Annotated in this window: 20 protein-coding genes; 2 read left to right on the plus strand and 18 right to left on the minus strand. The window is 43.0% G+C overall.

The window, feature by feature from the left end:
* Nucleotides 1-103: 103 nt before the first annotated feature.
* From ACYQ0H_RS05680 to ACYQ0H_RS05715, 8 genes are all read right to left on the minus strand, one after another.
* Complete coding sequence (locus ACYQ0H_RS05680) at nt 104-772, minus strand: manganese catalase family protein (RefSeq protein ID WP_459811873.1); 669 nt, start codon at nt 770-772, stop codon at nt 104-106.
* 93 nt (nt 773-865) lie between these two features.
* Complete coding sequence (locus tag ACYQ0H_RS05685; RefSeq protein ID WP_459811874.1) at nt 866-2,188, minus strand: family 43 glycosylhydrolase; 1,323 nt, start codon at nt 2,186-2,188, stop codon at nt 866-868.
* A gap of 32 nt (nt 2,189-2,220) precedes the next feature.
* Nucleotides 2,221-4,149 carry a glycoside hydrolase family 127 protein gene (locus tag ACYQ0H_RS05690; protein ID WP_459811875.1) on the minus strand — a complete coding sequence of 643 codons (1,929 nt, stop codon included), beginning with the start codon at nt 4,147-4,149 and terminating at the stop codon, nt 2,221-2,223.
* 167 nt (nt 4,150-4,316) lie between these two features.
* On the minus strand, nt 4,317-5,174 hold the full coding sequence (locus tag ACYQ0H_RS05695; RefSeq protein ID WP_459811876.1) for an AraC family transcriptional regulator: 858 nt from the start codon (nt 5,172-5,174) through the stop codon (nt 4,317-4,319).
* A gap of 83 nt (nt 5,175-5,257) precedes the next feature.
* Nucleotides 5,258-5,449 carry a hypothetical protein gene (locus ACYQ0H_RS05700; protein ID WP_459811877.1) on the minus strand — a complete coding sequence of 64 codons (192 nt, stop codon included), beginning with the start codon at nt 5,447-5,449 and terminating at the stop codon, nt 5,258-5,260.
* Between the two features lie 133 nt (nt 5,450-5,582).
* A complete protein-coding gene (locus ACYQ0H_RS05705; protein WP_459811962.1) occupies nt 5,583-7,487 on the minus strand; it encodes an ABC transporter ATP-binding protein in 1,905 nt (634 codons plus the stop codon).
* A 23-nt stretch (nt 7,488-7,510) separates the two neighbouring features.
* Nucleotides 7,511-9,247 carry an ABC transporter ATP-binding protein gene (locus ACYQ0H_RS05710; protein ID WP_459811878.1) on the minus strand — a complete coding sequence of 579 codons (1,737 nt, stop codon included), beginning with the start codon at nt 9,245-9,247 and terminating at the stop codon, nt 7,511-7,513.
* Nucleotides 9,213-9,701, minus strand: coding sequence for a MarR family winged helix-turn-helix transcriptional regulator (locus ACYQ0H_RS05715; protein WP_459811879.1), 489 nt, complete (start codon nt 9,699-9,701; stop codon nt 9,213-9,215). The genes ACYQ0H_RS05710 and ACYQ0H_RS05715 overlap by 35 nt, the downstream gene beginning before the upstream one ends.
* 170 nt (nt 9,702-9,871) lie before the next feature.
* Between ACYQ0H_RS05715 and ACYQ0H_RS05720 the strand changes: the two genes are divergently transcribed.
* The gene (locus tag ACYQ0H_RS05720; protein WP_459811880.1) at nt 9,872-10,759 is read left to right on the plus strand and encodes a LysR family transcriptional regulator; all 888 of its coding nucleotides are present in this window, start codon (nt 9,872-9,874) and stop codon (nt 10,757-10,759) included.
* Nucleotides 10,760-10,881: 122 nt separating this feature from the next.
* Nucleotides 10,882-11,271 carry an NINE protein gene (locus ACYQ0H_RS05725; protein ID WP_459811881.1) on the plus strand — a complete coding sequence of 130 codons (390 nt, stop codon included), beginning with the start codon at nt 10,882-10,884 and terminating at the stop codon, nt 11,269-11,271.
* A 57-nt stretch (nt 11,272-11,328) separates the two neighbouring features.
* Here ACYQ0H_RS05725 and hydF read toward each other — a convergent pair whose 3' ends face one another.
* The 10 genes from hydF to ACYQ0H_RS05775 all read right to left on the minus strand — a co-directional run bounded on the left by hydF (nt 11,329) and on the right by ACYQ0H_RS05775 (nt 21,760).
* Nucleotides 11,329-12,537, minus strand: a complete 1,209-nt coding sequence (gene hydF, locus ACYQ0H_RS05730; RefSeq protein WP_459811882.1) for a [FeFe] hydrogenase H-cluster maturation GTPase HydF — start codon at nt 12,535-12,537, stop codon at nt 11,329-11,331.
* 48 nt (nt 12,538-12,585) lie between these two features.
* Nucleotides 12,586-14,034 carry a [FeFe] hydrogenase H-cluster radical SAM maturase HydG gene (hydG, locus tag ACYQ0H_RS05735; RefSeq protein ID WP_459811883.1) on the minus strand — a complete coding sequence of 483 codons (1,449 nt, stop codon included), beginning with the start codon at nt 14,032-14,034 and terminating at the stop codon, nt 12,586-12,588.
* A gap of 78 nt (nt 14,035-14,112) precedes the next feature.
* Complete coding sequence (gene hydE / locus ACYQ0H_RS05740; protein WP_459811884.1) at nt 14,113-15,189, minus strand: [FeFe] hydrogenase H-cluster radical SAM maturase HydE; 1,077 nt, start codon at nt 15,187-15,189, stop codon at nt 14,113-14,115.
* A complete protein-coding gene (locus tag ACYQ0H_RS05745) occupies nt 15,180-15,431 on the minus strand; it encodes a TM1266 family iron-only hydrogenase system putative regulator (RefSeq protein WP_459811885.1) in 252 nt (83 codons plus the stop codon). The genes hydE and ACYQ0H_RS05745 overlap by 10 nt, the downstream gene beginning before the upstream one ends.
* A 246-nt stretch (nt 15,432-15,677) precedes the next feature.
* On the minus strand, nt 15,678-16,439 hold the full coding sequence (gene pflA / locus ACYQ0H_RS05750) for a pyruvate formate-lyase-activating protein (RefSeq protein ID WP_459811886.1): 762 nt from the start codon (nt 16,437-16,439) through the stop codon (nt 15,678-15,680).
* A gap of 116 nt (nt 16,440-16,555) precedes the next feature.
* A complete protein-coding gene (gene grcA3 / locus ACYQ0H_RS05755) occupies nt 16,556-16,807 on the minus strand; it encodes an autonomous glycyl radical cofactor GrcA3 (RefSeq protein WP_459811887.1) in 252 nt (83 codons plus the stop codon).
* A gap of 199 nt (nt 16,808-17,006) precedes the next feature.
* Complete coding sequence (locus ACYQ0H_RS05760) at nt 17,007-17,219, minus strand: hypothetical protein (RefSeq protein WP_459811888.1); 213 nt, start codon at nt 17,217-17,219, stop codon at nt 17,007-17,009.
* Nucleotides 17,209-19,287, minus strand: a complete 2,079-nt coding sequence (pflB, locus tag ACYQ0H_RS05765; RefSeq protein WP_459811889.1) for a formate C-acetyltransferase — start codon at nt 19,285-19,287, stop codon at nt 17,209-17,211. The genes ACYQ0H_RS05760 and pflB overlap by 11 nt, the downstream gene beginning before the upstream one ends.
* Nucleotides 19,288-19,660: 373 nt before the next feature.
* Nucleotides 19,661-20,944 (minus strand): phosphopyruvate hydratase, encoded by a 1,284-nt coding sequence (eno, locus tag ACYQ0H_RS05770; protein WP_459811890.1) that lies wholly within the window; start codon nt 20,942-20,944, stop codon nt 19,661-19,663.
* A 111-nt stretch (nt 20,945-21,055) separates the two neighbouring features.
* On the minus strand, nt 21,056-21,760 hold the full coding sequence (locus tag ACYQ0H_RS05775; protein WP_459811891.1) for a TVP38/TMEM64 family protein: 705 nt from the start codon (nt 21,758-21,760) through the stop codon (nt 21,056-21,058).
* Nucleotides 21,761-21,798 lie beyond the last annotated feature (38 nt).

Consider the following 21,798-nt stretch of genomic DNA (forward strand, 5'->3'; position numbering starts at 1 on the left):
TTTTTTTAATATTTTGTATTTATATTCTAGCTGTCTTTATAATAAAATTATACAGAATTAAAAAGTCCGGAAGCGTACATTCAACGCTTCCGGACTGATAATATCAGCTGAATGAAGGAGGATTAACATCTGTTTTCGGAAATCTGCTGTCTTCCGGAGACGGCTCCGACATACTGAAATACATTTTTGCCGCCTTTGTAGTTCCGAAATCTCGGTTTGAGCCGGTATTCTGAACTTTATTAAACGCCTCTCTGAACATTGCGTTATGAGCCTCTTCCCTGTTGAGCAGAAAATCAATAGTTTCCTTGACCTTTTTATCGTTTATCTGACGATATAAATATTCGTATACAACCTTTGCTCTCTGCTCCGACGCAATATCAGAAAGCAGATCAGCGCAAAGATCTCCGGTTACCGTTACATAATCTCCCGTCCAGGAATAACCCGAAGCATTTATCAGTCCGGGATTAAGGCCCAGCAGAACGTGAGATTCAACTTCTCCTGCAGGAACGGATTCGGCGTCAACAAAATGCCCGTTGAGCAAATTTATAGTCTGAGCCACCATTTCCATATGACAAAGCTCCTCGGCGGCTATATCCATAAATAGATCCTTTATTTCAGGATCCTTTATCCTGAAGCTCTGGGACATATACTGCATAGCCGCTTTCAGTTCTCCGTTTGCTCCGCCGAGCTGCTCCTGAAGAAGCGCCGCATACTGCGGATTGGGCTTTTCCACTGCAACAGGATGGAACAGCATTTTCTCGTGTTTAAACATAATAACAACCTCGCTTTCCTTTATACAGTAATTATTAGCATTATCTTTGCTTTTATTCGCCTGTATTGTGAAAAACGATCATTGGTAGGTATTTTACTTTCTGAAAACAAATTCGTTAAGATCGAACAGATTCCTATCGTTGAACGAATCTGCGAACCAGCCTGAATAACTGTGCTCGATCCTGAAAAATACAGCGTGTCTTCCCGTAACGCTTTTTATCCTTGCGCTGTATTCCCCGTCGTGCATTCCTATACTGCACACGCCCAGCTCCTCGCCGTTTTCATAATCGTCCAGAAGCACTTTTACGGTACTCTTGCAGCCCGCTCCCGTTACATTAAAAGAAAGCTCCATAGTTTTGCTGGAGTAGTCCTCTCCAAAGTCAAAGTACTTATAACCTATTACCGAGCCTGTCCTTATGTTGGTGACCGGTCTTGAAAAACTGCTTTTTTCCGTAATAAAACAGCCGCCCTTTAAAACGCAGGCGATCTCTGCAGGAGTGACCCTGTACGGATCAAGCGCTTCTTCAAAGCCAAGCGAAGTCATTTCTACCGGCTTTATTGTTCCGTCTGGAGATATCTCGATCTTTTCGGCGCAGGCTCTCCTCGACATTATAGTGCCGTTTGTCATTCTATGATAAAAAATATACCACTGACCTTTTATACAGCATACGGAGCCGTGATTGTTACCACCGGGATAATCTACACTGTTGTCGATTATATATCCCTTTCTTTCAAAAGGTCCGTAGGGATTGTCAGCGATCGCGTAAAAAAGCCTGCTTCCTTTTCTCGGTGAATATATAAGATAATATTTATCTCCTATCTTTCTAGGCGAACTTGCCTCGAAGAAATCATCGTCTTTTTTTCCGGCAGGTATTACGTCTGCCTTATAAGACCCTTTTTTTATTTCAAACATATTGCAAGGATCAAGCTCGTTCATATGAGATCTTTCAAAGCCGTAGTAAATATATACTCTTCCGTCGTCGTCAACAAGCACTCCCGCATCGTTGAAAATCCCCTCGTCGCCTGCGTCGCTCTCATCATATTTGTATTTGGAAAGAAGCCTGAAAGGACCTTCCGGTTTTTCGCTTATTCCTACGCAGCCCTTTGAGCCTAAAATATAAGCGTAAAGATAATACTTTCCGTCCTTGCAGATTACGTCCGGAGCGTAAAGCTCTCTATCTGTCCAGCTAACAGTATCCGAGTCATGATCGCTGTCGGGGCGGGTATGAAAGCTGTCACCGTGACACTGCCATCTGTTAAGATCATCTACTGGAGCAGACCATACCTTCAGCTTATGATCGCAGAAAGCGTCGGAGCCTGCTCTGTCGTGTGAACCGTAGATATAAACACGGTCACCGAATACTCTCGGTTCAGCGTCGGGAATATATTCCCAAAGCGGCAGAAATGGATTTGGCATAAATAGTCCTCCTTTATTTTAATTCAGTATTTTTAAACTTCTGGTATCCATACTCTCATCTGATTTTCTCCCCTGTTTCCCCATGCATAATACGGAACAAAGGTCACAGTGCATGGTTTTTTTACAGGCTCATTGTATGAATATAGGCTTTCCGATCCTATGGTTCTGAACCCCTCTGCATATATAGGAACAGTTCCCTCAAGCAATTCTTTTTCATACTCTCCGATCCTTATCTTACCGTGATTTTTAAGGCTCAGTCCTATTACCTCTCCGTTATTGTCGATTCCCTCGGCACAGTATACCAGAGGACCTCTCTGCAGACAGACTTTTCCGCTGTTACAGGCAGCTCTTTCATCGGCGTATACTCTCTTTACCGACATATCAAAGTTTACCGACAAAGTATCCTCAGCTGTAAACGCTCCGGCTATATAAGCATATCCGTCTATTACTTCCGGCAGTATTTCTTTTTCGTTTAGCCTTACAGAAGTTTTTTTGCTCCAGTCAGGTATTCTGACCGCAAGAGTAAAACTCATTTTTTCTCCGTCAGGCTTAAAGGAATATTTGAGCTGTCCTCCGTAGGGATAATCCGCCGACAGAATTATTTTTCCGCCTATTTCAGCGCTTAGCTCCAGTTCTCCTCCAATAAAGAGATCAGAATAGACCGTATCCTTCTCCTCAGACCATGCGTACTCCGCAATAGACGGAAGAAGCCGTGCAACGTTCGGAGGACAGCAGGCGCAGGCAAACCATTTGGGCCTTTGCGTCAGGGTATGACGATGTGTTTTTGCTTGTCCGGACAATCCCGGAATAACCTCGAGAGGATTCACATAAAAGAACCGTTTCCCGTCAAGCTGCATTCCGGCAAGAACGCAATTGTAAAGCGCCCTCTCCATAACATCGGCGTAAACGCTCTTTCTTTCCAGCCTGAGCATTCTTGAAGCAAAGAAAATAAGACCGATTGACGCACAGGTTTCCGAATAAGCGGTATCGTTCGGAAGATGATAATCCTTTGTAAACGCTTCTCCCTCGTACGCCGAGCCTATACCGCCGGTAATATACATTCTGCACTGAGTAATATTGCTCCATAACCTACGGCACGCATCTGCAAGCTCTTTATCTTCGGTCAGAGCCGCGGCGTCAGCCATTGCCGTATAAAGATAGACTGCCCTTACCGCATGACCCTCCGCCTTATCCTGCTGACGAACAGGGGCATGGCATTGTGTGTATTCACGGTCGTAGGGATCGCTTCCCCAGACAGTCCAGTTATTCCTTTCTCTTTCCTTTATAAAATAATCCCTGTCAGCGCCTCTGATGTCTATAAAATGCTGAGCAAGCTCCTTATATCTTTCATCGCCAGTACAGCGGTAAAGTCTGAGAAGTGCAAGCTCGATCTCGGGATGTCCCGGGAAACCCCCGGCGCCCTCGGTTATAAAATGATTATATATATGATCCGCCGTTTTTCTCATTATCTCAAGCAGCCTTGTCTTTCCAGTACATTCGGCATATGCGGCGGCAGCTTCTATCAGGTGTCCGGCACAGTAAAGCTCATGAGCCTCAGCAAGATTTGTCCACCTCTTATCAGGCTCCTTGACTGTAAAATATGTATTAAGATAACCGTCCTCATGCTGCGCGCTTCCTATAAGCTCGATCACCTCGTCACAGCTTTTCTCTAGCTTAGGGTCAGGGTACATTGACAGTGAATACGCTGCACCCTCAAGCCATTTGGCAGCATCGCTGTCCTGAAAAACCATTCCGTAAAATTCGCCGCTGCATTTGCCTGTACGAATTTTTTCAGCCGCCATTCTGAAATTTTCAATACAATGACTTTTTTCAGCGCCCTCGATCTCGTCTTTAAGAGCCTTTTCCTGGTACGGTATGACCTCGTCCTTTATCAGTCTTTCGTATCTTCCGAAAAAACTGTCGCTTATCTTGAATCTTTTTAGTATTTTCAGATCCGGCATATTATGACCTCCAACTTTCTGCAAACATCAGTCAGCGCACCAAAATACTGAATAAAAGGCGCACATACTTTGAATTTATATATGTATTATAATCCCGTAGACGCCTTTTTTCAATGGATAATATTCTATTTTTCATGTATTATTTTCCGATTTCACAGAACTGAGAACTAAATTTTCGGCAGATAAGATCTTCTGAAGCTGTCGGGAGAAATACCGTTCTCCCTGCTAAACATTCTGCTGAAATGAAACGCGTCGTAAAAACCTGTAAGAGCGGCAATATCTGATATTGTAAGATCGGTTTCAAGCAGCAGCTTTCTAGCCCGCTCCATACGCAGGAAAAGCTGATACTGCCTAATCGTCATTCCCGTTTCCTTCTTAAACACAGCTCCTGCATACTTATAAGACAAGCCGCAGCTTTTTTCAATATCTTGTGCAGAAACATATCCGCAGCAAAATTCAGAAAGATATTCCCTGATCTTCCTGACACAGCTGTTTTCCCGTTCTGCCTTTCCGCCGTTAAGTCCTGCCGCTTCAATAAAAAGCTCCCAGAGCCTTACTGAGGCAAGCGGAATATTTCCGGAGTTATGAGCCTTGACAAGCTGAACAAAAAGCGTTCTTGCCATACCGTCCGGCGGCATTTTTACAAGCTTAGGAACAGTAAGACAGCAGCTTTTTGAATCTGAGGGTAAAAAAAGCTTTTTATTATCTGAAAGCCTCAGCTCGGGAATTTCCTCTCCTGCTTCATTACAGAGAAAATGTGCGTAATACCATGCCGTACCCGGCTTAAAAGGCTTTTCTCCCCAATGATGAACGCCATTTTTCAGAAAGAACAGGCTGTCCGGAGTCAGCTCGTAGCTTTCTCCGTCCTCAGTTACCTCCATACTGCCTTTCAGCAGATATACCGCAACGCTGAAATCCGCAGTACGGTCGCAGTGAATCATAGGAATCGCCGTAAAACCGTAATCAGCCTCAATGACAAAAGGCATATCGCCGCAGGGTATCTTTATCAAATGCTTTCCGCTCAAATAAATCACCGCCCTTATGCTGTGACTCAAGTATAACACACTGCTGTCCGCTATTCAACAGATATTTATTAATACCCTGAAATTTATTTTTCCTTCTTATCAGTTCGGCGTTTAAGCTCTCTCATTATTTCATAATATTCATTTTTGCTTATTATATTTTCCGAAAGCGCATTTACTGCGTCAGACGCAGGATACAGACTGTCAAAGATATAAGCAATTATATCCTCTTTATTGGATACGCTTACTTCTTTATTGTTTCTTAGCTTTATCTTCATAATTACACCGGCTTTAACGAGCGTACGGATATTTCCGCCAAGGAAAGTATACTCTGTATATAAGACATATATTCACTTACATATAAAAAAACTCCGCATACCCTGATCTGATATGCGGAGGTTATGATGTTAATTATGCCGTTTCCTCGGAAAAATTTCCGGTATAAAGCTGATAATACCTGCCCTTTTTAGCAATAAGCTCGTCGTGAGTTCCGCGCTCGATAATTCTTCCCTGCTCAAGCACCATAATACAGTCGGAATTGCGCACAGTCGAAAGCCTGTGTGCTATTACAAAGGTCGTTCTTCCTGTCATAAGAGCGTCCATACCTGCCTGAACAAGTGATTCGGTTCTTGTATCTATCGAGGAGGTCGCCTCGTCAAGTATCAGGACTGGAGGATCTCCGACAGCTGCCCTTGCGATAGCTATAAGCTGACGCTGACCTTGACTGAGATTTCCGCCGTCGCCGGTAAGAACAGTATTGTATCCGTCCGGCAGACGTCTGATAAATCCATCGGCATTGGCAAGCTTTGCCGCGGCGATGCATTCCTCGTCTGAGGCTTCAAGATTGCCGTAGCGTATATTCTCCATTACCGTTCCTGTAAACAGATGAGTGTCCTGAAGGACTATCCCAAGAGTTTTTCTTAAAGAGGACTTTTTTATCTTGGTAATATTTATTCCATCGTAGCGTATTTTTCCGTCCTGAATATCATAGAACCGGTTAATGAGATTAGTAATAGTAGTCTTTCCCGCTCCGGTCGAACCTACAAAAGCTATTTTCTGACCGGGTTTTGCAAAAAGCCTTACGTCGTGAAGCACTATTTTTTCATCACTGTAGCCGAAATCCACTCCGTCAAATACGACTTCTCCCTCCAGCTTGGTATAGGTCACGCTTCCGTCGGACTTATGCGGGTGCTTCCATGCCCATGTTCCGGTTCTTTCCGCACATTCCTCAAGTTCTCCGTTCATGCTGTACTTGGCGTTTACAAATTCAACATAGCCGCTGTCCTCCTCCGGCTTTTCGTCCATAAGACTGAAAAGCCTCTGCGCTCCGGCCGATGCCATGACAACAAACGACATCTGCTGGCTGATCTGAGTTATAGGCTGTGAAAAATTCTTATTAAGTCCGACAAATGCTACGATTATACCCAAAGTAAGTCCGGCGTATCCGTTCAAAGCAAGTACAGCTCCGAGTATCGAGCATATTACATAGCTTATATTTCCAATATTAGCGTTTACCGGCATCATGATATTTGCAAATTTATTCGCCTCGTTCGCACTTTCACGCAGGCGGTCGTTAAGCTTTACGAATTCCTCAACCGACTTTTCCTCATGGCAGAAAACCTTTACGACCTTCTGCCCGTCCAGCATTTCTTCAATAAAGCCGTCTACCGCTCCAAGATCTCTCTGCTGCGCAGAAAAGTGCATACCGGATCTTTTGGAAAGAATATTGGTTATCCAAAGCATAACAAAAGCCATACCGACGGTCAGTATTGTCATCGGGATATTCAGGATAATCATAGACACAAACGTCATAATAAGCGTTACTGCGGAATTAATGACCTGCGGTATGCTCTGGCATATGAACTGACGAAGAGTATCAACATCGTTTGTATATACAGACATTATGTCACCGTGAGGGTGCGTATCAAAATACTTTATCGGAAGCGATTCCATATTGGAAAACAAATCATCTCTCAGATTCCTGAGAGTACCCTGTCCGATATTGACCATTATCCTGTTATATGCATAAGCAGCGATAATTCCCACAAGGTAGATCAGAGCCAGCTCGGCAAGAGCTTTGCTAAGCGGAGAAAAATCCGGTTCGCTCGATTTCAGCATAGGTTCAATATAGTCGTCAACCAGCGACTGAATAAACATCATTCCCTTTATAGTCGAAAACGCCTGAATTATAATGCATATTACGACAACGATAAAAGAGAAGGTGTAATTCGTCAGTATATTCTTCAGAACTCTTCCGAGAGTTTTCAGCTGACCCTTCTGTATAGGCGGTTTTTCCATAGCTCCGGCTTTTTTCATTTTCATTGTTCACTCCTCCTTTCCTACTGCTGATCGAAATCTCCGCCGCCCTTGATCTGGGATTCATATATCTCGCGGTAGATCTCATTTGATTCTATAAGACGGCTGTGAGTTCCGAAGCCGTTAACTCTTCCTCCGTCCAGTACGATTATCCTGTCGGCGTCCTGAACGCTTGATATGCGCTGTGCAATAATAAATTTAGTAGTTCCGGGAATCGACCTTGCAAATGCTGCTCTTATCTTAGCGTCTGTAGCGGTATCAACTGCGCTAGTAGAATCGTCAAGTATAAGCACCTTCGGCTTTTTCAGCAGAGCTCTTGCAATACAAAGCCTCTGCTTCTGTCCTCCTGAAACATTAGTGCCGCCCTGTTCTATATAAGTATTGTATCCGTCAGGAAAGCTTTCTATAAACTCGTCAGCGCAGGCTGCACGGCAGGCTTCAATACATTCCGCCTCGGAAGCATTCTCATTTCCCCACCGAAGATTTTCAAGTATTGTACCTGAGAACAGCACGTTTTTCTGGAGTACGACCGAGACCTGATTCCTGAGATACTCCATATCGTATTCCCTGACATCTGTTCCGCCGACGCATACCGAACCGCTGTCTACATCATAAAGCCTGCTGATAAGATTTACAAGACTGGTTTTTCCGCAGCCTGTAGATCCTATTATACCAATCGTTTCGCCAGACCTTATATGAAGATCTATATCCGAAAGCACCTCCTTGCCTTCGTTGTGCTTATATGAAAAGAAAACGTGATTGAAATCTACAGAGCCGTCCTTCATATCAGTAACGGGATCTTCGCAGTTATGAAGCTCCGGCTGCTCTTTCAGCACCTCGGAAATACGCTTTATGCTGGCAGTACTCATAGTGATCATAACAAATATCATAGAAAGCATCATAAGCGACATCATAGCGCTCATTACATATGTAAACAGCGAAGTAAGCTCTCCTGTTTTAAGATCTCCTGCCGTGACTAATTTTGCGCCGAACCAGCTTATTGCTATCAGACAGCCGTAAACCGCCGTCATCATTGCGGGATTATTCAGGGCGAGAATACTTTCAGCTTTAGAAAAAAGCCTATAAAGATTGCCGGAAGCCTTTCCGAATTTCTGCTTTTCATGATCTTCCCGAACATATGCCTTTACAACTCTTACCGCAGAAACGTTTTCCTGAATACTTGCATTTAGATCATCATATTTTCTGAACGCAACATTGAATACCTTCATTGCCTTCAGCATTACAGCCGCAAGAGCAGCTCCGAGAAATACTATTGCAGCAAGGAAGATAAGGCTCATTTTAAAGCTTATAAAGAAGCACATTGCCATACTGGATATAAGCATAAGCGGCGCTCGTACTGCAATTCTTATTACCATCTGATATGCATTCTGAACATTGGTAACGTCCGTGGTCATTCTTGTTACAAGACCCGCTGTGCTGTACTTGTCAATATTGGAAAACGAATACCTCTGAATTCTCCGATAAACCGCCTCTCTCAGATTGCAGGCAACGCCGGTCGAAGCCTTAGCAGCATATTTTCCGGCAAGAACTCCCGCCGTAAGACTTATCATTGCCGCTGCGATCATCAGTCCTCCGTACATATAAACGCTGCTCATATTGCTTTTTTCAATTCCCTCGTCGATTATCTTCGCCATAATAAAAGGCAGAAGAACCTCCATAAAAACCTCCAGCGCCGAGAACAGCGGAGTTAAAAGCGAAGCTTTTTTATACTGTTTTACCTGTGCAATAATCTCTTTCATTGCTTTTCCCTCCTACGTTTATTTTTGCGGTATTTTCGATCATTCTTCTCTGCAGTATGTCCATTGTTTCCAAGTCGTCCTGAGTAAAATTCTGAAAAACCATGTTTTCTATTTGTTTCATGCAGTTTCCTATGTCCTCCTCCAATGCCAGTGCTTTTTTCGTTACTGCTATATTCTTCTGACGCTCATCACCCTCACAGCTTTCATAGGTAAGATACCCGTTGAGCCTGAGCTTTTTTATAAGTCCCGATACGGTAGCCCTTGAAATATTGAATACTCTGTGTATTTCCGCAGAGCAGACGTTTTTATCCGAACGATCCAGTATATACATAAGTACATGGCTCTGAGCAGCAGTGATCCCCTTATTCGCAAGAATACCGTTAATTGCACCTTCGATTTTGAAATATATAAACTTTGAGTTTTTCAGAATCGACTCTTTTTTGTTATCATACAAATTATTAACCTCCTGACTGATATGAAGCTAACATTTTCTTTATTCAATAATACACTATTTTCTCTTGAAAGTGAAATTCAAATATGTTATAATCAATAAAAAGATTTTATAGTTTATAATTATTTAATTTTATTTGTTTAAATTCAACAATAAGAAAGGAATACTTTAAAATGAATACTGTGCAGCTTGAATGCTTTCTCGCAGTAGCCGAGCATCTGAATTTTTCAAAAGCGGCGGAGACGGTAAATATTACTCAGCCTGCGGTAAGCCATCAGATAAATTCCCTTGAAGATGAGCTTGGAGTAAAGCTTTTTTCAAGAACAAGCAAGAGCGTTAAGCTTACGCATGAAGGAGTTCAGTTTATTTCAGACGCGGAAGCTATAATGAAAATAGCGCTGACTTCAAAAGAACGGCTTGCCCGTATTACATCGGAAAAGCCGATAAGACTAGGGATAGGCTGTCATAATCAGGCAGAACTTGATGTTCTTCCTCCGATATTAAGAAATCTTACTCAGGAATATCCTCTTCTCCAGCCTTTGATTCATGTTATACCGTTCAGGTCTATTGACAATATGCTTTCCGACGGAAAGATACAGGCAATGCTCTCGCTGACAAGCCGTCCTGATAAACAGAACAGCGGTATTTATACCGAGCTTTGCCGATGTCCTTTAATGTGCATATGCTCAAAGGACTATCTGCTAGCAGAACATTCCGCTCTAAGAGAAGATCAGCTTTCCGGAAAGGCCGTTCTTATCGAACGACACAAATGCCCTGATGTTGTCTTTAAATTTCAGAGCCGTATAGTTACCAATAATTCAGCGGACAGCCTTTATTTCTGCGACAGCTACGAAACAGGTACGGCGCTTGTTAAATCAGGGGCAGGCTTTATGCTTTTTCCTAAACTTCCGAATATGAATGACCCGAACCTTTGCTATATACCTGTAACCGACACAGAACCTGTTTCACTGGGACTGTTTTATAAAACACTTCAGGGCAACCCTGTTCTTAAAAGCCTTATATCTGCCGCTTTAAATATTTATTCAAGTTTTGCCGTATAAATCCGCCTCAGTATTTATATATTTTTAAATTGACTATTGCAAAATCATAAATAATATTGTAAAATATATGTATCGAATTTAATCGAAAAATCTTTTTTATTTTAAACACGGAGGTAGAAGCTATGAAGTGTCCATACTGCGGCGCTGAAACAAAAGCCGGAAAATGCGAGTACTGCGGAAGCGAAATAGAAGCTCCGAAAACAGAAGTTCAGACTGCAACGCCGAACGGTGTTCCCAACATAATAATCAATATCAACGGCGAAGGCTTACAGCCGACCGCTGAAACAAAGTCAGAACCGCCCGTTTCCACAAAGAGCAAGGGAACTGCAATTTTTCTCTGCTGTCTTGTCTTTATCGGGTTAGGAGGAATGCATAGATTTTATGTAGGTAAAAAGGCAAGCGGACTGATCTATCTTCTGACTTTCGGACTTTTCTTCTTCGGAGCAGTAGCCGATCTTGTATCGCTCTCTCACGGAACGTTCAAAGACTCTGACGGTCTGCCGCTTAAATAATGTATATAAGAAAAACAGTATCATGCGTAAAAATGCATGATACTGTTTTCAGTTATGTCAGCTTTTTCCGAATACCGCTTCTGAAATCTCAGGAAAAATCTCCAGACTTCGCTTCAGTATACCGTTCATATAAGCTATTGCCGTACCGTAGTTTGTTATCTGAACTCCCGCATCAGCAGCGCATTTTATACGGTATTTCATTTCCCTTTCGTTAAGCATACAGCCGCCGCAGTGAATAATAAGACTGTATTCAGAAAGCTCACAGGGAAACTCAGTTCCGCTTGTAAACTCAAAGTGTATATCCTTGCCGGTATACTTCTTTATCCAGGCGGGCAATTTTACCGTTCCTATATCTCCGCACTGCCTGTGATGAGTACAGCCCTCCGAGATCAGCACAGTATCTCCGTCCCGAAGCTTTTCAAGCTGAGCCGCCCCTCTTGCCTGAACCTCCAGATCGCCTTTATGCCGTGAAAAAAGAATGGAAAATGATGTAAGACAAATGTCTTCGGGAGCGTCATTTGATACTCTTTTAAACGCCTGTGAATCTGTAATAATATAGCGGGGCTTTTTCTTCAGGCTGTCCAGAGTTTCCGTTAACTCATGCTCCCGACATACTACTGCGGTACATCCGCATTCAAGCAGCTCTCTTATTACCTGCTGCTGAGGAAGGATAAGTCTTCCCTTGGGTGCGGAAGAATCAATAGGAACAACAAGCACAGCTAGGTCGTGCTTGTCTACCTTATCCGCTATAATAGGATATTCATCGGTATCCGACGGCTTCAGCCCTGCGATACGCTCTTTAAGCATATCTATATTTTCACCGGTTTTTGCGCTTACCGCTATTTTATCATTGCTGTCACATTTGACCTTTGCTTTATCGGATTTATTGTATACTATCAGGTAGGGTATTTTTTTTGCTCTTATTTTTTCTAATATTTTATTATCCTCATCAGTTCTTCCCTCGGCAGAATCTATGACCAATAATGCAATATCTGTTTTATTCAGCACCTGATAGGTCTTTTGTATTCTCAGCTGCCCAAGTTCACCCGCATCGTCAAGACCCGGAGTATCTATCATTACAACAGGTCCCAGCGGCAGCAGCTCCATAGCCTTTGAAACCGGGTCTGTAGTCGTTCCGGCAATTTCGGAAACTATCGCCAGCTTCTGCCCTGTCAGCGCATTTATTACGCTTGATTTTCCGGCATTTCTACGACCGAAAATACCTATATGCACTCTGTCTGAGGACGGCGTTGCGTTAAGGCTCATAGTATGTTTCCTCCTGAAATAAAAGTACAATTATTCGGACTCGTAAAATCAGAATCTGAAATCCCTTTTGCCGAGATGTATATTTTGAATGTATTCCTCAGCAAGTTTTCTCGCTTTATCGTTGGGTATCTTTACAAGCTCCTGCGCTATCAGTCTTTCGCCTATTTGCTTTGTTTCCGCAGAAGCATAGTCCTCCAGATACTCCTTCAATGTCATCAGCGCATTCGGATGACAGCAGTTTTGTATCTGTCCTGTCTTGCAAAGGCTCATAAACCTATCGCCTGTTCTTCCTTCACGGTAGCAGGCGGTACAGAACGACGGAATATAACCCAGCTCCATAAGCCACTTTACGACCTCGTCAAGAGAACGCTGATCGGAAACGTCAAACTGCTCGGTATCGTGAGGCCTTTCTTCAGGAGTATAGCCTGCATAGCCTCCTACCGATGTCCTAGAACCGCCTGATATCTGGGAAATTCCCAGACCGAGAACCTTGTCACGGCAGGTTTCGTTCTCACGGGTGGAAATTATCATTCCCGTATAAGGAACGGCTATTCTTATGCATGCGATAATTTTAGCAAAGGTATCGTCGTCAATACTGTTGTCGAATACGTCAGGATCAATGTCGTCAGCGTGCTTAACCCTCGGAACGCTTATAGTATGAGGGCCTACGCCGTGAACAGCCTCAAGGTGCTCGGCATGCATAAGCAGTCCTGCAAATTCATATTTGTACAGTTCCAGACCGAACAGAACTCCCAGACCTACGTCATCAATTCCGCCGTCCATCGCCCTGTCCATAGCTTCCGTATGATAAGCATAATCATGCTTAGGTCCTGCCGGATGAAGCGCTTCGTAGCTTTCCTTATGATATGTTTCCTGAAAAAGTATGTAGGTTCCTATTCCTGCTTCTTTAAGCTTCCTGTAATTTTCCACTGTAGTAGCAGCGATATTTACATTGACTCTTCGTATCGCTCCGTTTTTGTGCTTGATCTTATAAATTGTGTCAATACATTCAAGTATATACTCCAACGGATTATTCTTAGGATCCTCTCCCGCTTCTATAGCAAGACGCTTGTGGCCCATATCCTGCAAAGCTATGACCTCCTGCTTTACCTCCTCCTGAGTAAGCTTTTTTCTTGCAATATGCTTGTTCTTGCAGTGATAAGGACAGTATACGCAGCTGTTTATACAATAGTTTGAAAGATAAAGAGGCGCAAACATAACTATTCTGTTGCCGTAAAAGGCCTGCTTTATCTCCCTTGCAAGCTCATACATTTTCTCAGTCATTTCAGGGATATCGCAGGCAAGCAGAACGCTTGCTTCACGGTGAGTCAGACCTGCGCATTCCACTCCGCGTCCAGTCTTTCTCGGTTTAGCCTTTTCAAGTATTCCCTCAATGAGCTCACGGTTATGCTTGTTTTTTTCAGCATAATCCAACGTTTCGAGAATTTCCTCATGATCAATGAATTCTTCCGCTTTTAATGATTTTGGATCGTACATATCTATTCTTCTTTCTTATAAAATTAATTTACTTAGTTTTTACCGTTATTTGTTTATCTGCCTTAAAACAGAAGCCGGTCAAACAAACCCGACAGCGTCTCCCCTGTCAACAGCTATCCTGTACCCTATGCTTTCAATTCTCTTCTCCAAACATTTCCTGCATTGAGCGGATTCATCTCCGGTACATATTTTGTTGTCGTACAGCAGATATTTTTTCCTTACAGAAACAGGTGATAAATTCGGCATTACTACGTTTGCTCCCGCAAGAATCCCCTTTTCCCTGCCCTCCGGATCAATCGTTCCCAGAGCGGTAGTGGACGGGATCAGCGCCGACGGCAGAGTAAGCCTTATCAATCCCAGCATAAACAGCGTAAGCTCAAGTGAACCTGCTTTTTCGTTTCCGAAAGGAGTATCCTTGTGAGGGATAAACGGGCCTATACCGACCATATGCGGCTGAAGCTGCTTTATAAAAGCCATATCCTGCGCCAGATCTTCTGCCGTCTGATACGGAGAGCCTACCATAAAACCTGTGCCGACCTGATAACCTATTTCCTTCAGATCATTCAGACAGCGCCGGCGGTTTTCGGCAGACAGCTCAGGAGGATGAAGCCTTGAATAGTGAGAATTATCAGCCGTTTCATGCCTGAGAAGGTATCTGTCAGCTCCTGCATCAAAATATGCCTGATAGCTTTCATGTGTTTTTTCCCCAATAGAAAGCGTTACTGCACAGCCGGGGTAAAGCGACTTGATCTCTGAAACAATACCGCATATCATATCGTCTGAATAAAATCCGTCCTCTCCGCCCTGAAGCACAAATGTGCGGAAGCCCAGATTCCAGCCCTCTTTACAGCAGTCCAGAATTTCGGACTTATCAAGGCGGTATCTGTCTGCGGCGCTGTTGCTCCTGCGTATTCCGCAGTAAAAGCAGTCGTTTTTGCAGAAGTTTGTAAATTCTATCAGTCCTCTGATAAAAACGTTCTTCCCGTAATACTTTTCCCGAACCTCTCTTGCAAGAGAAAAAAGATATTCTGCCAAGCTCTCATTACGCTCCCTGATAAGAAAAGCATACTCCTCATTAGTAAGAAAAGAAGTTTTATAAAGCTTATCTATCAGTTCAAAAGACCTGCTTATAATAACTCCCCCTTTTAAGCGCATCCGCTTTTTGAATATATTGTTTTGGTCGATACGCCGTTAAGCTGTCCGAGCTTACCCGAAACTGTACTTATTATATCTGCAGGCGCGTCAAGCACTACGCTGATAACGCTCAGATTTTCCTTAGCGTGAGGAATACCCATTCTTCCGATTATATATTTGCCGTAATCGTGAAGAATCCCGTTTATCTTCAGCGCTGCGGAATTGTCCTCGACCATAATTCCAATAAGTGCGATTCTGTTCATACTTATCCTTTCAAAATAAAAATCCCCGCCGTGAAAAGACAGGGATATACAGACGGACTTCTCCGCCGAATATTCATTTAAAGCCTTTTCCGTCAGAACTGATCTTTCGGTCAGAATAGTTTTAATTTGGTTTACAGTCAGAATACTCTTTCTGCTTACCAATGATTCTAGTATACTACGCTTTCAGCTTAATGTCAAGAAATATTATTAAAACTGCACAAATTATTGATACTTACAGAAAAAAGACTAATTCGCACTTTTATGCGCTTTCAGTCTGTCTTTAAGACCTTCCATTATTATATTCTTAGCTTTCAGCGCAAGAGCCTTATCGGCGGGAGGAGTATCCCCCAGAGGATATTCAAGTCCCAGCTGTTCATACTTAGCCTTTCCCATTGTATGGTACGGCAGAACGTCCAGCGCCTTCAGATTTTTAAGTCCTCCAAGAAACCAACCGAGTTGGTGAAGATATTTCTCGTTGTCTGTAATTCCGGGAACAACCACGTGCCTTACCCAAAGCTCTACCGCCTCGGAACATAAAAACTCAGCGAACGCCAGAATATTTTTATTGCCGTGACCGGTCAGCTTTTTATGCTCTTCATTATCTATATGCTTTATATCCAGCATTACAAGGTCTGTAGCTTTCATAAGCCGCCTGAATTTTTCCACAACCTGTTCGTTTTCAGGCATAAAGGTAATTCCCGAGGTATCAAGACAGGTATGGATCCCACGCCGTTTTGCCTTTTCAAAAAGCTCGGTAACAAAATCAAGCTGTAAAAGCGGTTCTCCTCCCGTACAGGTTATCCCGCCGTTTTTCATAAACTCCTTGTACGATTCATATTCCTCCAGAAGACTTTCTGCAGTCCTGCGCTCTCCCCTTCCGATCTCCCAGGTATCGGGATTATGGCAGTATTTACACCTCATGGGACAGCCCTGCATAAAAATAACGAATCTTATTCCCGGACCGTCTACCGTTCCGAAGCTCTCAGTCGAATGAATATAGCCTTCCAATTATCAGCGCCTCGTTTCATAACCTTTTTATTTTAGTATACCATATTTGCTTAAAAAACACAACTGATAGATTAATATAAAACGGGACGCTTTTACACGTCCCGCATTAAGTTAGGTCATATCTGATTATGGAAAGTCCTTGCAATAATATCGTCCTGCTGTTCTTTTGTCAGCTTTACAAAATTCACCGCATAACCAGATACCCTTACGGTAAGCTGCGGATATTTTTCAGGGTGCTTCTGAGCGTCTATAAGCGTTTCTCTTGTAAATACGTTTACGTTGAGGTGATGTCCGCCTTTTTCTACATATCCGTCAAGCAATTCAACCAGATTTTCAACCTGTTTTTCGTTGGGTTCAACATTTGCCATATATATCTATCCTTTCTGAAGATCATTATTTGAAATAAGATAAGCCAAGAGCTATTCAACGGAAATCAACTTTAAGGTTTGAACAAGTATCAATCAATTTCAGTCTTGCCGAATGCATCAGAGTTACCTTTTGCCCGCCGTACGAATATTTATAAAGATAATTTTATTCTAACTGAAATTTCAATTGATTTCCTTTGAGCTATTCCTCGTCATCTGTCTTTTCGTTCGGCTGACAGCAGGCTCCCTTTGCGCCGCAGTCGTTGGAACGGAAGGTTTTTACCTTTATCCCCTCTTCCGTTTCGTCAGCGTTTATAGTAAGGTGTCCGTCGCCGTTTTCCATAAGAAGATCAATCATTTCTACAAGCTCGTCAAGCTCTCCGTTATCCTCGTCCTTTGTTACGTTATACCCCATCAGAATCCAGCTCCTTTGCAATGCTTTCAATATCAAGATCTCCTACGAATACCTGAGAATCCTTTCCGAGTGCGTCGGGAATAATAGAAAACGTATTTGAGATTCCGTCCTGAGCGTGTCTGAACGGAAGCTTTGCTACAGACGATAACGAAGCCGCAGCGCCGTGAGTATCGCGTCCGTGCATAGGATTGGCTCCCGGAGCAAGCGGAACGCCCATTTTTCTTCCGTCGGGCGTATTTCCGGTTTTTTTGCCGTATACTACATTTGAAGTGATCGTCAGGATAGACATTGTCGGAACTCCGTCGCGGTAGGTATGGTGCTTTCTTATCTTATTCATGAATCTTGTAACAATATCGACCGCAATACTATCCGCTCTGTCATCGTTGTTTCCGTATTTCGGGAAATCTCCCTCAACCTCATAATCTGTAACTATACCGTTTTCATCTCTTACACACTTGACCTTTGCATACTTAATAGCCGAAAGAGAGTCGGCTACAACAGAAAGTCCTGCTATTCCTGTAGCAAAATATCTCTTTACATCTCTGTCGTGAAGCGCCATCTGAAGCTTTTCATAGCAGTATTTATCATGCATATAGTGAATTACATTCAGCGTATTTACATAAAGTCCGGCGAGCCATTCCATCATATCGTCGTACTTTTCCATTACGTCGTCATAATCAAGATAATCTCCCTCAACCGGACGGTACTTAGGTCCGACCTGAATTTTAAGCCTTTCGTCAACTCCGCCGTTTATAGCGTACAGCAGACACTTAGCAAGATTGGCTCTTGCACCGAAGAACTGCATTTCCTTTCCTATCCTCATAGATGAAACACAGCAGGCTATAGCGTAATCATCTCCGTGGGTGACCCTCATCATATCGTCGTTTTCATATTGGATAGACGAAGTCATGATAGACATTTTAGCACAGAACCTCTTAAAATTCTGAGGAAGCTTCTGCGACCACAGAACTGTCATATTAGGCTCAGGCGCCGGTCCGAGATTATCAAGTGTATGCAGATACCTGAAAGACGTTTTAGTCACCATAGGAACGCCGTCAATTGAAACTCCTCCGATCGATTCAGTTACCCATGTTGGGTCACCGGAGAAAAGCTGGTTATATTCAGGAGTCCTTGCAAACTTTACAAGACGAAGCTTCATAATAAAATGATCGATATACTCCTGTGCCTGTTCCTCGGTAATAAGACCCCTGTCAATATCCCTCTGGATATAAATATCAATAAAGGTAGAAGTCCTGCCCAGTGACATTGCGGCGCCGTTCTGCTCCTTTACCGCTGCAAGATAACCGAAGTAGAGCCATTGAATAGCCTCTTTGGCATTCTTCGCCGGACGAGAAATGTCAAAGCCGTAGATCTCTCCCAGCTTCTTCAGATCTTCAAGCGCTCTCAGCTGCTCCGCAAGCTCCTCCCTAAGACGTATATTTTTCGACGTCATTCTTACAAGCGAAGTATCAAGCTGGTTTTTCTTATCCTTTATCAGCAGATCAACTCCGTAAAGAGCAACTCTTCTGTAATCTCCGATAATTCTTCCTCTGCCGTAAGCGTCGGGCAGTCCGGTAATTATGGCGGCGTGTCTTGCCAGCTTCATTTCCGGAGTATATGCGTCAAAAACTCCCTGATTATGAGTTTTTCTATATTCTGTAAATATTTTTACTATCTCAGGATCGACCTCATAGCCGTTTTCCTTACAGGCGTTTACCGCCATTCTGATTCCGCCGAAGGGCTGAAGGGAACGCTTAAAAGGCTTATCAGTCTGAAAACCGACGATCTGCTCCAGCTCTTTATTAAGATAACCCGCTCCGTGCGAAGTGATCGTAGATACTATTTTCGTATCCATATCCAAAACTCCGCCCGCCTCACGCTCTTTTTCAGTCAGATCCATAACCTGCTCCCAAAGCTTTTCTGTAGCTTCGGTAGGGCCTGTCAGAAAACTGTCGTCACCATCATAAGGAGTAAAATTCTTCTGTATAAAGTCACGGACATTTACAGAGGTGCTGCTCCATCTTCCGGGTCTGAAGCCTTCCCATTCCTCTAAAAATTCCTTTGCCATTTAGTAAACCATTCCTTTCAGTGCCTGCCGTACAGCAAGCTGAAAATTAAACAATTTGTACAAATTATATGTTCAGAAATATACATATCAAACATATAACAATCTATATAGCTGATATAAATTAAAATATATCAGCCGTTAAATTCATAATATCACACTTTATAATTCAAGTCAAGGAAAAGCCCGAAAAATTAACACAGGTCAATAAATAACTATACACTTTCGCAATACTTTTGCTTTTTACAAACAAAATATTGAAAATAGTCTTCCATATATGATTTTATTTTACATATATAAGGTATAAAACGTCAACTGGTTGTATCTCCAAAAAAGTGTAATACAACATTTGGTATGTGCTGTTTTAATACAAATATCAGAAGCAGCTTCCGTATCTGTCGTCAGGATTGCAGCAGATACCCTCTTCAATTCTCAAAAGCTGATTATATTTTGCCGTTCTTTCGCTTCTGCTGGGAGCGCCTGTTTTTATCTGTCCAACATTTAGAGCTACAGCAAGATCTGCTATAACTGTACTTTCGGTTTCACCGGAGCGATGTGACATAACGGCGTTATAACCGTGATTTTTTGCTAATTTAACAGCCTCAATAGTTTCAGAAAGAGTTCCTATCTGATTCAGCTTGATAAGGATCGCATTCGCTGCGCCCTCGGAAATACCCTTTGAGAGGCGTTTTGTATTGGTTACAAAAAGATCATCTCCGACAAGCTGTATCCTTTTTCCCAGCCTTGACGTAAGCAGTTTCCAGCCTGCCCAATCCTCCTCGTCAAGTGCATCCTCTATAGACCGTATCGGATACTTTTCGCACAGCATTTCCCAGTGATCTATAAGCTGCTTTGAATCAAACTGCTCTCCGCTTTTCGGAAGCTTATAGCGTCCTTTATCACTGGTTTTCCATTCGCTTGACGCAGCGTCCAGCGCAAGTACAAAATCCTCTGAGGGAGTAAATCCCGCAGACTTTATTGCTTCTGTTATCAGATCGAGAGCCTCAATATCTGAGCTGATCTCAGGCGCAAAGCCTCCCTCATCTCCTACAGATGTTGCAAGACCTTTATTTTTTAATATTTTAGCAAGAGTATGAAATACCTCTGCACACCACTGAAGGCCCTGAGAGAAGTTTTTTGCTCCGACCGGCATTATCATGAATTCCTGAACGTCAAGACCGTTAGAGGAATGAGCTCCTCCGTTTAAAATATTCATCATAGGAACAGGCATTCTTGTAGCTGATACTCCGCCTATGAATCTGTAAAGCGGCATTTTCAGCGATCTCGCCGCTGCGTCCGCACACGCAAGAGAAACCGCCAGAATAGCGTTTGCACCAAGCTTAGACTTATCTTTTGTTCCGTCAAGCGCTATCATTGTTCTGTCGGCCGCATAAATATCAGAAGCGTCGGTCCCGGCTAGTATCGGAGCGATCTTGCTGTTGATATTTTCAACTGCGCTTCTTACGCCCTTTCCCATATAACGGGATTTATCATTGTCCCTCAGCTCGCAGGCCTCGTAAATTCCGGTAGACGCACCGCTGGGAGCCTGACCTCTTCCTGTTGTACCGTCAGCAAGAAAAACCTCTGCTTCAACTGTCGGATTTCCTCTTGAATCAAGTATCTCTCTTCCGTGGATCCTTATAATCTCAGTATTGTTCATAATGCACCCTCCATAAATTCAGGATAAATCTATGGAATTAATTTGCCCGTAAATTCTCTGGTTATACACAAAAAAGCGTATATCCGCATTTGTTCGGATATACGCCGAGGTTCACTCATAAAAATCTTCTTTATCAGTCTGACGTCCCATTTTGCTGACCTTTTTATTCAGTGCAATGCTTACAGCAAGCGTCAGCAGAATAAGTCCTATCATTACCAAAACCGATTTCAGGGTAAGCTGATTAAGCTGCCCGCCGATATAAGTCTGTACCGCCATTTCAGGAAACACTCCGAAAAGAGAACCGATCAGATACGGTCTGTAAGGCATTTTCAGCGCCCCGTGCAGAATACTTACTATATCCCCCGGAACAACGACTACCGCTCTTGAAATATACGACGCAAACAGATTATTATCATGACCGTAATTAATTATCTTGCGGGCCTTCGGATATTTCCGGGATACTGTATCAACTATTCCTGAGCCTGATATTCTTCCCACAAGGTACGGAATCGTAAAGCTGACGCACAAACCGACTATATTTACAAGCATAGCCGCCCAGAACGGATAAAGATGCCCGACCGAAATAAACAATGCCGTAAGGGGAAACACTACAGACATGGATTTCAGACCGTAAAAACCCCAGAATACAGCCGCCGCCAGCCAAAGATTTTCGGGAGTATAGCTAAGTATATCGTCAAAATCATTTCTAACCACAAATACAACGCAGAAAATTATAATCAAAACGCTTAAAACAAACGGAATATATTTCAGAAATTTAACGCCTTTTTCCTTAACGTCAATATTAGTTATATGCACAGCGTCACCAGCTTTTCTGTTATTATTGATATTGCTGT

It is taken from the genome of Hominimerdicola intestinalis (assembly GCF_054655215.1).